This window comes from Marinobacter sp., from assembly GCF_052094685.1.
In the GTDB taxonomy this organism is placed as follows: domain Bacteria; phylum Pseudomonadota; class Gammaproteobacteria; order Pseudomonadales; family Oleiphilaceae; genus Marinobacter.
In genome coordinates this window covers 1-12390 of the sequence record NZ_JBQDKB010000098.1, presented here as the reverse complement: position 1 = coordinate 12390, position 12390 = coordinate 1, and the positions used below count along the sequence as shown (strand labels likewise).

The window sequence follows — 12390 nt, the reverse complement described above, 5'->3', positions numbered from 1 at the left end:
AGGAGTTATTTAAGACTGCAACAGGATAGTTACATTAGCTGTGGTACAAAACATGCTCGAACTTTTTTCAGATCTCAGCTAGTCTAATTTGTTGTTCACCAACCCACCACTAAGGCCAGACCTGCAAATGAGAAAAATCCGGGGCACCGTAGCCCAGACAACAAAACTGCACTGGATAGTCGTGGGTCTTTCCTTGCTGCTGACCATTACAGCTTGGCAGATTTCTACACGGGTTACCGATGCCAGAGCTAACGACCAGTTTGATCAGCGTATCCAACAACTCAATACCCTGTTGATGGACCGGATGCAAAAATACGAGTTTGCGTTGCTTTCCGGGGTCGGCACCATTCGCATGAATGATGGCGGCGTTACACTGACTCAATGGCAGCGCTTCGCAGAGGCGCTTTCGGTGCAGGGTCGCTTGCCAGGGATCAGCGGAATTGGCGTTATTAAAAGAATTCCTGAAGGCGAACTTGCGCCCTTTCTTAGGGAAGAACAAAAAGAACGCCCGGACTTTCGCATCCATCCGCCTCATACAGGCACCGACTTTTGGCCTATCACCTATCTTGAGCCGTTAGCAGGAAACGAAGCAGCTATTGGCCTGGACATGGCCCACGAATCGAATCGCTACACCGCCGCCTTGAAAGCTATGCGCACCGGGCAAACCCAGATTACTGGCCCTATAGTCCTCGTACAGGATGACGAAAAAAAGCCGGGTTTCCTCTTTTTTCATCCCTTCTATCGCACGGCAGAAGCGCGGCAAAAAGACAGCAAGGAAGCCGACTTCCTGGGCATTGTGTACGCGCCGTTTATTGTTTCCCGGCTAATGGAAGGAACGCTGGCAAATACCAACCGATTACTTCACTTTCGTATCCGTGATGGCGAGCACTCGCTTTACAGCGAGTTCAACGAAACGGCAGAAAAAAACTACGATACGTCACCCATGTTTCAAACGTCTTATTCTCTGGATATCTATGGCCGGGAATGGACGTTTGATGTTCAAACAACACAACTTTTCGAAAAATATAATGTTAGCAAACAGCCTGCCGCCATTCTTATAAGCGGCTTGATTATCAACGGGCTGATACTGCTCGCCTTCCTTCTACTATCCAACGCCAAACGGCGCGCCGAGCAGGAAGTTATTGAGAAAACCGCTGAGCTCAAAATGCAGAAACAAGAAGCTGAGTCTGCGGTAAAAGTTAAAACCGCATTTCTAGCAAATATGAGTCACGAAATCCGCACGCCCATGAATGCGATTATCGGCATGTTGGTTCTGCTGAAAGAAGCACAACACAACGATTACTCCCGGCGCCTGGTGAGCAAAGCGTTTTCCGCATCAGAGGTCTTGTTGCAACTTCTGAATGACATTTTGGATCTGTCCCGAATCGAAGCAGACCATATAGAGCTGGATTATCAGCCGTTTGAAATCGAAGCGCTTATCCAGCGAAGCGTTGAGTTATTTGCCATCGTTGCTGAAGAAAAAGGATTGAAACTACGGGTGAATATTGCTCCGTCCACGCCCAAGTGTGTAACAGGCGATCTTCTGCGAATCTCCCAGATATGCAGTAACCTGGTCGGGAACGCGATCAAGTTTACCCACGAAGGCAACGTGAGTGTGAGCATCGGGTTTAGCCGAAGCGATGACTCCCACGGAATGCTCAAAATCACCGTAAAAGATACCGGCATTGGAATCAGGGAAGAGGATCAGCAACGGGTTTTTGAGAATTTCCGCCAAGCCGACGAATCCACCAGCCGCGTTTTCGGTGGCTCAGGCCTTGGCCTCGCTATCAGCAGCCATCTTGCGCAGTTGATGGGCGCAACACTAACGCTGGAAAGCGCTGAAGGCCAGGGCTCTATATTCACACTCATGATTCCTGTTGATCTGGCTGTGAACGAACCAAGCATTGGCTCTCGCCATGTTTCCAGCCCTATCCGGGTTCACCACCATGGCCTGAGCCACAACGTCTCTCTGCTGGAAACCTACCGCGAGCACTGGTGTCTGGAGCTGATACCAGTAGAGCTTCTGCAGCAACTCAAATCCATATTGGCAGAAACGTCGGTCGAAGATAATGCCACACCTTCTATGGTTATCGTCGATATGGAAAATATCGAAACAGAGATCATCAAATCGTTTGTTCAAGCGCTATTAGCGACAGAAAAACGATATCAGCTCGCTCGACTGCTCGTAATCGTTCCTGCGGGTTTCAAACCAGACTGGATGATCGAGTACCAAGACGCTGGCGGGCGAGTGGCGTTTGAACCGTTAACCCCCTCCAAGCTTTTTGAACACTTGGCTCCACAGCAACTGAACGAACACACGGTAATACCCACTCCACGACCCTTGTTCCGAAACCTGACGGCGCTGATTGTTGATGACGTACCGCTAAATTGCGAAATCGTCGCAAGCTACCTAAACTCTTTTGGGGTGGGCTCAAAGTCAGTCCACAATGGAGCCGAGGCAATGCAGCAGCTTGAAAACCAGCCGTTTGATCTTGTCCTTATGGATTTACATCTGGATGGTGAGACCGGGCAAGACATTGTTAGGCAGATTCGTGGCCACCAGAGCATCGACCAGCCGGTGATTGCAGCTCTGTCGGCATCCATATCCGAGCATGATCGCAGCAGTGCTTACGACGCAGGAATGAATGACTACCTCACCAAGCCAGTGCTTCCCGGAGATATTCAGAGGGTGCTTCAGGCTTTCTTCAAAGAACGCGCGATAAGCATTCCGACACCCCATGACCCATCCAACAACACAAACCAGCCTGGATTACCTGGCTTTATTTCTCGTCCTCTATACGAGGAAATGTTCGGATCCGACCCCAGTCTGTTCAATCGCTGTGTGCGCAGTTTTTTGGCCAGCTCCACAGAAATGACGGCAGAGATCGAAAGCGGCCTGCAGGCAAATGATTCGATAATGATTAAGGCTGTTGCCCATAAAATTAAAGGTGCTGCAGCCAACATCGCCAATACTGAGTTGATGCACATAGCAGAGCAGGTTGAAACATCCGTTGATTCAGGAGCGCCGGCACTCGGCCCGGAAACACTGCTGGCAACACTCACCGAACACGTACGCTTACTCTCAGAAACCACCCACGCGGCCGTATTGCGCGTGTTACCGGATAGTGCCCGAGTGGAGCCAATTGACCGGATTATTGAACGGATGAGGCAACGGCTGGGCAGCAACCGTATTGCAAGCGATAGCGATATTGATCAGGTGCTGGTATTTCTGAGCGAGCGCAATCAAACCCTCCTCGCATCCCAGCTACGACGGGCACTTGAAACCTATAAATTTGAACAGGCAATCGATCTGCTAACGAAGATCGATCCTGAAGGCGAAGGCAATTAGTTTGATGGACATAAATAGTGCACCCACGGTGCTAATCGTAGAAGACGAACCGGTAGGCATTGCCAGCTTGGCAGGCATACTCGGGGACGCCTGCGATCTGATCATCAGCCAGAGCATTGCCGAAGCCCGGCGACTATTGTCTGAAGAAATAGACATCGTTCTTCTTGACCTGTATCTGCCCGATGGCTCGGGGTTCGACTTCTTGAACGAGATAAGAGCTTCAAAATTGTATGCGTACGTGCCCGTTATTTGCATTTCTGCTTCGGACCAAACTCAGGATATTGAAGAAGCTTTTCGATATGGCGCAACCGACTATGTGCTGAAGCCCTTCAACAAAACCATACTAAGCGCCAAAGTATCCACGTTCATCGACTTGAAACGTAAAACAGACATGCTGGCGGAAGCCGCACTGACTGATCCATTAACCGGCATTGGCAATCGACGCCTGTTCAACCAGCAGCTTGATTTGGAGTGGCGGCGTGCCAGGCGCCAAAACAGTTCTGTCGGCCTGGTACTGGTCGACCTGGATCACTTCAAAACAATTAACGATCAACATGGGCACGCGCAAGGCGATTCGTGCCTGCAAAAACTCGCAAAAATCATGAACTCAAGCTTTGCCAGAGCCGGAGAAGTCGTTGCGCGCTTAGGTGGAGACGAGTTTGCCGCCATTATTCCAGGGGCCGATCTGCCTTGCACAATAGCAGCGGCAAACCAAATGGCCAAGGCCATTCACGCAGAGTGTCAAAGCGCCGAACACGCCACAAAAAATAGCCCTACATTCACCGTGTCTGTGGGGTGCGCAGCGACTCAACCATCGTCGTTATCAAACGCGGCCGAATTAACAGAAGCCGCTGACAAGAGTCTCTATGAAGCCAAGGAAGACGGAGGGCGCGATTGTGTCAGACCCCTACTACTTTGAACTATCCGGGCGGGATGAGTTCGGGGCTTTAATGCCGGGGTGTAGCCCAAAAATACTGATTGTTGACGATGAACCCACCAACATTCGCGTTCTTACCGAGGCGCTTAGTCAAGACTACGACCTGGTCGTTGCCACCAGTGCTGCACAGGCAATGGAAGTTCTGGAGCAAGGCGACAAGCCTCACCTCATTTTGTTGGACATAATGATGCCGGATACAGATGGCTTTCAAATGTGCCGCAATCTGAAGGCCAGGCGCGATTTACAGCATATTCCCATTATTTTTATCACCGCCCTGAGTGACCCGGAATCAGAAGTAGAAGGGTTTAAAGCCGGTGCCGTAGACTATATACACAAGCCGATCCGCTTACCTGCTGTCAGAGCCAGAGTACGCACACACATTTCATTGAGCGGCATGCTTGATCACATGGTCACCCTAAACCAGGATCTCAAAAGACGCCTGGAGCAATTCGACAACTCCGATCAGCCAAACAGAAACCTGTTCGAAAGCGTCTTCATGGCCACCTCAGAAGGCATTGTTCTGCTCGATGCCCAGTGCAAAATACTAGCGGTTAATACAGCCTTCTCCCGCATTACGGGATACTCCGAAAAGGACGTTCTCAATTTTAATTATACCGCGCTGTATAACGATCCAAACACACAGCCGAGCCCAGAATATATCCGATCCTACCTGGACAAAAATGGCCACTGGTCTGGAGAAACTTACAATCGGCGAAAATCCGGAGAGCTTTATCCAGAACTCCGAACCGTCAGCACCATTCGCTCAGATAAGAATGTCATCACTCATTACATCGCTGTTTTCAATGATATATCCAACCTAAAAGAGACAGAACAGCGGCTAGAAGAACTGAGGTGGCGCGATCCAGTTACGGGGCTATCGAACCGCGCTCTGTTCCTGAGTCAACTGGGTACGGTGCTGAAGTTCTGCAACCATGGAAATATATCTACCGCTGTCCTTGTTGTGGATATCAATAACTTTCGCTACATCAATGAAACCTACGGTTTCAAATGCGGGGACTATGTCATAAGAGAACTGGCAAAACGCCTGCGAGCGTCTGTTTTCTTGGACGATTCCATAGCCCGGCTTGCTGGTGACGAGTTCGGTATCGTTTTGGCCCCGAAACAGTGGTCAATTGATGACGCTTACCGAGTCATTCTTGCGCTCCACGAGCGCATCCAAAACAGTCTGAGCGAGCCCGTTCAGTATGGCGACAGCCCTGATTTAAACCTTGAGGTAACCGTGGGCGCGGCCTTGTACCCCACTGAAAGCTCAAACTCACCTTCATCTGCCCTTCAGCACGCTGAAACCGCCCATCGCAGTGCCAAGGCAGCAAACCGGGCAATCGCCATTTTTGAAGACTCCATGAGCAAAACGATTCGCCACCAATTGCAGATCGAATCCGAGCTAAACCGTGCACTGGAACAGGATGAACTGGTACTTTTTGCGCAGCCCCAGCTCTCACCAGACGGGACTTTGAGCGGGCTGGAGGTCCTCATTCGGTGGCCGCATCCCAAGCGCGGCCTCCTTAGCCCCGATGAATTCATTCCACAGGCAGAGAGATCCCGGCAAATTGTAAAAATCGATCGCTGGGTTCTGAGTAAGACGCTTGAAAAGATGAGTGGCCTAAATCGCATCAACCCAGCCCTGCGATGCTCCGTCAATATTTCTGCAAAACACTTTGCGGAAGATAATTTTGTGGACACAGTGGGAAAGGCTCTGGCCAACTCGCAGTTTCCCGCAGAGCTGCTTACACTGGAACTCACAGAAAGCGTATCGGCTGACAACCTAGACACGGTTGTGAAAAAAATGGAGGCCATTCGAAGCTTTGGCTGCACCTTCTCATTAGATGATTTTGGCACAGGTTACTCTTCGCTATCGCGGTTACGGCGGCTGCCGATTTCTGAAGTTAAAATCGATCGAAGCTTTGTGCTTTCAATGCTGGATGAGCCAATGGCGGCCAACATAGTTGAAATGGTGGTCAGGATTGGTGAAACCATGGGCGCGCGAGTGGTTGCCGAAGGCGTGGAAACCGAAGCTCACGCCGATTTCCTGGCCTCGCGGCACCCCCAGGTTCACCTGCAAGGCTATTTTTTTGGGGTACCGCAGCCTATCGAGGTTTTTCTGAAGGGCTATTAATCCTTCAAATCATGTCCACCAATCTGCAATGTTGGCCGATCCGCATCTACTTCCGCGAGCGGCGAGCATTCCCTCATGTTTTCCAGGCACCGCTTTGTCAGTGTCTGGTATTCTTGGGTGCCGCGCAGCTTCCAACTAACTTCTTTATCGCTCAGTTGGCGTAACACCTTCGCTGGCGAGCCCACAATCAATGACGCCGGCTCACAGGTAAAGCCGCTTTTCACGAACGCTGCAGCACCCACAATGGACTTGATGGCTATAACGGTTTCGTCCATAACCACAGCGTTCATGCCTACCATGGCGTCTTCTTCTATCACACAACCATGCAACACAGCGCCATGCCCTATGTGACCGTTGCGGCGAATAATTGCATCGCGCCCGGGAAACGCATGCACCACGCAGGTGTCCTGAAGATTTGCGCCCTGCTCCATCACTATACGGCTAAAATCTCCGCGCAAAGATGCACAAGGCCCAATGTAACAATCCGGCCCCACGTGTACATCGCCAATAAGCACAGCGGTGGGGTGTACGTATGCCGATGGGTGTACCACGGGCGTTACACCATCAATTCGGTAACAAGGCATAAAACGCTCCTTATAATATGTTTGTTTTTTCGCACCTCAAGATACTTTTTTTGTATCAGAACAGATAAGACACAACCTGCAAAGAGATGAGGGCCGATACGGCGGCTTCCAACCCTTCCTAATACTAAAGGCTAACGAATTAAGTTTCCATTAAAATCATAAACATACAGAATTAGACTTCAAATAGATAATAACGTGATACAAAAACCTGACTACGAATTCTTGACCGGTATCAATTCAAACCTATACTCTTTCCTGAAATCAGTGAGGCGGAACACCGCCCTGCGGAAGTCGCCTTGATAACCATCAGGCCTTACCGACAAAACACTAAAACAACGAAATACCGCAGCAAACGTAAGCCAGAGTTTTCCAGGCGCCAAGCTTGGGTTCTACTGCTATCACAAGGATTTCTCCATGACTGAGCAGAGTGTGCTTCTCGATATCGACCAGGGCATTGCCAAAGTTACCCTGAATCGCCCAAAAAGCCTCAACAGCTTTAACGTTGAGATGCATGAACAGATGCGCGCCGCGCTGAAAACCATCCGTAACGATCACACAGTGCGAGTCATGCTGCTTACTGGCAATGGCCGTGGCTTCTGTGCCGGCCAGGATTTGTCGGATCGAAGCGTAAAGCCTGGCGCCGAGGCGCCGGATTTAGGTTTCTCCATCGAGACTTACTACAACCCAATGCTGCAGGCGATTCGAGACCTGCCCATGCCGGTGATTTGTGCGGTCAATGGCGTAGCCGCGGGTGCTGGCGCAAATATTGCCCTCGCCTGCGACATCACCTTGGCAGCACGCTCCGCAAACTTTGTTCAGGCTTTTTGCAAAATTGGTCTTATTCCAGATTCGGGCGGTACTTGGACCCTACCGCGCGCGGTTGGAATGGCTCGTGCAAAAGGCCTGGCTTTATTAGGTGACAAACTGAGCGCTGAAAAGGCGGAACAGTGGGGCATGATCTGGCAGTGCGTAGAAGACGACGCCCTGCAGGATGAAGCCATGAAACTGGCCCGTCACTTCTCCACCCAGCCCACCAAAGGTCTGTCGATGATCAAGCGTGCCCTGCACGCCAGCGCCAACAACAGCTTTGAAGAACAGTCACTGTTAGAACGGGATCTACAGCGACAGGCTGGGCGCACCGACGACTACCGTGAAGGCGTCGCCGCCTTTATGGAAAAGCGTGCACCCGAATTCAAGGGGAAATAGCATGCAGCCACTTGCCACCAACACTCCCATTGCCGTTATAGGCGCAGGCGCCATGGGCTCGGGCATAGCTCAGGTAGCCGCCCAAGCCGGCCACCAAGTATTTCTGCTCGATCAGCGCGAAGGTGCTGCACATGCGGGTCGCCAGAGCGTTGCCAAACAGCTTCAGCGCCGGGTTGATAAAGGGAAGATGGAGCAGTCTGCGCTGGATGCGCTTCTGGATCGCATCCAGCCGATTAGCGAGCTCAGCGAATTGGCCGATGCGGGCCTGGTGATCGAAGCCATCGTAGAAGACCTCAATATCAAACGTAGTTTGCTGGCCGATCTTGAAAGCGTCTGCACCGAGAAGGCCATTCTGGCCACAAACACTTCGTCTATATCTGTGACAGCCCTGGGTGCCAATATGGCGCACCCGGAGCGCTTGGTAGGCATGCACTTCTTTAACCCGGCGCCACTGATGGCCTTGGTTGAAGTGATTAAAGGCTTGGCCACCAGCGACGAAGTTGCACAAATTGTTTACGCCACAGCCGCTGCGTGGGGCAAGAAGCCGGTTACTGCCACGTCGACACCTGGTTTTATTGTTAACCGCGTTGCACGGCCTTTTTATGCCGAAAGCCTGCGCCTACTGCAGGAACAAACCGCAGACAGCGCAACACTCGATGCCCTTTTGCGCGAAGCCGGCAGCTTTCGCATGGGGCCATTCGAGCTGACCGACCTGATCGGCCACGACGTGAACTACGCGGTAACCGCCTCGGTTTTTAATTCCTACTATCAGGACACCCGCTTTTTACCCTCACTGGTTCAGAAAGAGTTGGTGGAAGCTGGCCGCTTAGGCCGCAAGAGTGGCCAAGGCTTTTACAGCTACGCCGAAGGCGCGCAAAAGCCTGAGCCTGCCACTGCCGAAGCCGCAAGCTGCAATGCCGATACGCTAGTTATCGAAGGCAACCCAGGCCCGCTTGCGGCACTGGTTAAACGCCTGAGCGACAGTGGCCTCAAGGTTATCGAGCGGGATGGCCCAGGCCGCCTGTGCTTTGGCGATGCTGTACTGGCACTCACCGACGGCCGCATGGCCACCGAACGTGCTTCTGCAGAGGCCTGCAACAATTTGATTCTGCTGGATTTGGCTTTCGATTACGCCAAGGCCAGCCGCTTGGCTATAACCGCTGCAGAGCAAGCGCCCGCACAAGCAGTAAACGATGCCTGTGCCCTACTGCAAAAAGCGGGCATGGCGGTAAGCCACATCGCCGACCGCCCTGGCTTGGTGGTTATGCGCACCGTTGCCACCCTCGCTAACGAAGCGGCAGATGCTGCCCTGCACGGCGTGGCGTCTATCAGCGATATCGACCTGGCCATGAAAGCCGGCCTGAACTACCCGGAAGGCCCGCTGCGCTGGAGCGACAACCTTGGCTTCAGGCTGCTGCACACAGTACTGACACACATCCAGCAGAGTTACGGCGAAGACCGTTATCGGCCGGCGCTGCTGCTGCGGAAAAACCGGTTTGCCGAACAGGGGTTCTACTCATGAGCAACGAACACCACGCGCCCGATGCGAAAAAACTGGCACAAGACTGTGCCGAATCCATGTACGAGCGGGATCAGGCCACTCGTCACCTCGGCATGAAGATTACCCACGTAGCCCCAGGCAAAGCCACGGTTACCATGCCGGTTACCAGCATCATGATTCAGGGCCACGGCTCTTGCCATGGCGGTTACCTGTTTACCTTGGCCGACTCGGCTTTTGCCTTTGCCTGCAACAGCTACAACAAGGCCACTGTCGCATCTGGCTGCTCTATTGAGTACATGCTTGGCGCCCGCGAAGGCGATGTGCTGACCGCCAACGCGGTTGAGCAATCCCGGGGCAACCGCACCGGTGTGTACGACATTACCCTCACCAATCAAAACGGCCATGTAATCGCCCTGTTTCGCGGCAAGTCCTACCAGGTTCGCGGCGAAGTCATCCAGTCGGAGAATGACCAATGAGTAACGAAAAACGCCTGCAAGATGCCTACATAGTAGATGCGGTGCGCACCCCGGTTGGCCGCTACGGCGGTGCTCTTGCAACAGTGCGCGCTGATGATCTGGGCGCTATTCCCATGAAAGCATTGAAAGACCGCCACAGCGACCTGGACTGGGCCGCCATAGACGACGTGCTGTACGGCTGCGCCAACCAGGCTGGCGAAGACAACCGCGACGTGGCTCGCATGTCACTGCTCTTGGCTGGCCTGCCGATCGATGTGCCGGGCGCCACCATCAACCGGCTGTGTGGTTCCGGTATGGACGCCATTGGCAGCGCCGCCCGCGCACTGCGCACCGGCGAAGCCGGCCTGATGCTGGCCGGCGGCGTGGAATCCATGTCTCGCGCGCCGTTTGTGATGGGCAAGGCCGATTCTGCGTTCAGCCGCAAAGCCGAGATGTTCGACACCACCATCGGCTGGCGCTTTGTGAATCCGGTACTGAAGAAACAATACGGCATTGATTCCATGCCAGAGACGGCGGAGAACGTGGCCGCCGATTTCAGCATCGCCCGGGAAGACCAGGACGCGTTCGCCCTGCGCAGCCAACAGCGTACTGCGGCTGCCCAAAAGGCAGGCCGTTTTGACAATGAAATCGTGCCGGTGAGCGTACCCCGCCGCAAGCAAGACCCACTGATTGTTGATACCGACGAACACCCTCGGGAAACCAGCCTGGAAAAGCTTGCCGGCCTGGGCACACCTTTCCGTGATGGCGGCAGCGTAACCGCTGGCAACGCTTCCGGCGTAAACGACGGCGCCTGCGCCCTATTGCTGGCCAGTGGCGATGCCTTAAAACAGCACAACCTCAAACCCCGCGCCCGCGTGGTTGCCATGGCAACTGCCGGTGTTGAGCCGCGCATTATGGGCATGGGCCCGGCCCCTGCTACACGCAAGGTGCTGAAGACCGCTGGCCTGGAACTGGCCGATATGGACGTGATTGAGCTGAACGAAGCCTTTGCCGCACAGGCTCTGGCCGTGCTGCGCGATCTGGGCTTGCCCGACGATGCCGACCACGTAAACCCCAACGGTGGCGCCATTGCTCTGGGCCACCCTTTGGGCATGAGTGGCGCACGCTTGGTGACCACCGCATTGAATGAATTGGAGCGCCGCCATCAGCAAGGCGAGAGCGCCCGTTATGCCCTGTGCACCATGTGCATCGGTGTCGGCCAAGGCATTGCGCTGATTATTGAACGTGTAGACAGCGCCGAATAATTAAACCGGCCCGGGTGATTCCGGGCCTGTAACACGAATTAAAGCTGGCCCGACGGCACGCCGGGGCGACAAGAACAAGACAGGAAGCAATCATGAATTTACCCATGCACAAACTCGGAAAGCTCGACCGGATGGAAACTGCCAGCGTGGACGAACTTCGCCACGAGCAGCTGCAACGCCTGCGCTGGAGTGTCTGGCACGCCTATACAAACGTGCCTCATTACCGCAATGCTTTTGACGCCATTGGCTTGAAGCCAATGGACATCAACAGCTTGGAAGACATCGCCAAAATTCCGTTTACCGGTAAAGACAACTTGCGGGACAACTACCCTTTTAACATGTTCGCAGTACCCATGAAAAAGGTCGTAAGGGTACACGCCTCCAGTGGCACCACCGGTAAACCTACCGTTGTGGGCTACACCCAAAGCGACATTGAAACCTGGGCCGATATCGTAGCTCGTTCCATTCGCGCGGGTGGCGGCAGTGCCGGAGACAAGATTCATGTTGCCTACGGCTACGGCCTGTTCACCGGCGGCCTTGGTGCGCATTACGGTGCTGAGCGTCTGGGCTGTACGGTTATTCCCATGTCCGGCGGGCAAACAGAGAAACAGGTTCAGCTAATCAGCGACTTTGAGCCAGACATCATCATGGTCACGCCCTCTTACATGCTGAACATTGCAGACGAGATGGATCGCCAGGGCATAGACCCCAAAAAGCTGCCACTACGGCTGGGTATTTTCGGGGCTGAGCCCTGGACCAACGAAATGCGCACAGAGCTGGAAGATAGGCTTGGCATTCAGGCACTAGACATCTACGGCCTGTCAGAAGTGATGGGCCCAGGCGTTGGTATGGAATGCTTGGAAACCAAAGATGGCCCCACCATCTGGGAAGACCATTTTTACGGTGTTTTTCAAGATAGATGGCACTGTTTCTGTGCTCAAGCGGCGTCTTTTTCT

General features: G+C 53.3%; 9 protein-coding genes. 8 read left to right on the top strand and 1 reads right to left on the bottom strand.

Annotated features, from left to right (window positions below; genetic code table 11):
• The first annotated feature begins 127 nt into the window (after nucleotides 1-127).
• From ACTH3S_RS15555 to ACTH3S_RS15545, 3 genes are read left to right on the top strand one after another with little or no spacing between them, the layout of a single operon-like run.
• Entirely contained in the window at nucleotides 128-3349 is a 3222-nt protein-coding gene (locus ACTH3S_RS15555; RefSeq protein WP_441809922.1) for a CHASE domain-containing protein, read from the top strand.
• A 4-nt stretch (nucleotides 3350-3353) separates the two neighbouring features.
• Nucleotides 3354-4268 (top strand): diguanylate cyclase, encoded by a 915-nt coding sequence (locus tag ACTH3S_RS15550; protein WP_441809921.1) that lies wholly within the window; start codon nucleotides 3354-3356, stop codon nucleotides 4266-4268.
• Nucleotides 4216-6423, top strand: a complete 2208-nt coding sequence (locus ACTH3S_RS15545; protein WP_441809920.1) for a putative bifunctional diguanylate cyclase/phosphodiesterase — start codon at nucleotides 4216-4218, stop codon at nucleotides 6421-6423. Before ACTH3S_RS15550 ends, ACTH3S_RS15545 begins: the two co-directional genes overlap by 53 nt.
• On the opposite strand, the gene ACTH3S_RS15540 is transcribed toward ACTH3S_RS15545, so the two are convergent.
• Complete coding sequence (locus tag ACTH3S_RS15540) at nucleotides 6420-7007, bottom strand: phenylacetic acid degradation protein PaaY (protein WP_441809919.1); 588 nt, start codon at nucleotides 7005-7007, stop codon at nucleotides 6420-6422. The genes ACTH3S_RS15545 and ACTH3S_RS15540 overlap by 4 nt on opposite strands.
• A 414-nt stretch (nucleotides 7008-7421) precedes the next feature.
• Between ACTH3S_RS15540 and paaG the strand changes: the two genes are divergently transcribed.
• From paaG to ACTH3S_RS15515, 5 genes are all read left to right on the top strand, one after another.
• On the top strand, nucleotides 7422-8213 hold the full coding sequence (paaG, locus tag ACTH3S_RS15535) for a 2-(1,2-epoxy-1,2-dihydrophenyl)acetyl-CoA isomerase PaaG (protein WP_441809918.1): 792 nt from the start codon (nucleotides 7422-7424) through the stop codon (nucleotides 8211-8213).
• Nucleotide 8214: 1 nt separating this feature from the next.
• On the top strand, nucleotides 8215-9735 hold the full coding sequence (paaH, locus tag ACTH3S_RS15530) for a 3-hydroxyacyl-CoA dehydrogenase PaaH (protein ID WP_441809917.1): 1521 nt from the start codon (nucleotides 8215-8217) through the stop codon (nucleotides 9733-9735).
• Nucleotides 9732-10190: a hydroxyphenylacetyl-CoA thioesterase PaaI gene (gene paaI / locus ACTH3S_RS15525; protein ID WP_441809916.1), complete on the top strand. Its 459-nt coding sequence runs from the start codon at nucleotides 9732-9734 to the stop codon at nucleotides 10188-10190. Before paaH ends, paaI begins: the two co-directional genes overlap by 4 nt.
• Entirely contained in the window at nucleotides 10187-11434 is a 1248-nt protein-coding gene (gene pcaF / locus ACTH3S_RS15520) for a 3-oxoadipyl-CoA thiolase (RefSeq protein WP_441809915.1), read from the top strand. Before paaI ends, pcaF begins: the two co-directional genes overlap by 4 nt.
• Before the next feature lie 92 nt (nucleotides 11435-11526).
• A partial coding sequence (locus tag ACTH3S_RS15515; RefSeq protein WP_441809914.1) for an AMP-binding protein occupies nucleotides 11527-12390 on the top strand: 864 nt, incomplete at its 3' end.

Coding starts and splice junctions, on each gene's coding strand:
- paaI (WP_441809916.1), top strand. CDS start 9,732: ATGAGCAACGAACACCACGCGCCCGATGCGAAAAAACTGGCACAAGAC.
- paaH (WP_441809917.1), top strand. CDS start 8,215: ATGCAGCCACTTGCCACCAACACTCCCATTGCCGTTATAGGCGCAGGC.
- ACTH3S_RS15555 (WP_441809922.1), top strand. CDS start 128: ATGAGAAAAATCCGGGGCACCGTAGCCCAGACAACAAAACTGCACTGG.
- ACTH3S_RS15545 (WP_441809920.1), top strand. CDS start 4,216: ATGAAGCCAAGGAAGACGGAGGGCGCGATTGTGTCAGACCCCTACTAC.
- ACTH3S_RS15550 (WP_441809921.1), top strand. CDS start 3,354: ATGGACATAAATAGTGCACCCACGGTGCTAATCGTAGAAGACGAACCG.
- ACTH3S_RS15540 (WP_441809919.1), bottom strand. CDS start 7,007: ATGCCTTGTTACCGAATTGATGGTGTAACGCCCGTGGTACACCCATCG.
- paaG (WP_441809918.1), top strand. CDS start 7,422: ATGACTGAGCAGAGTGTGCTTCTCGATATCGACCAGGGCATTGCCAAA.
- pcaF (WP_441809915.1), top strand. CDS start 10,187: ATGAGTAACGAAAAACGCCTGCAAGATGCCTACATAGTAGATGCGGTG.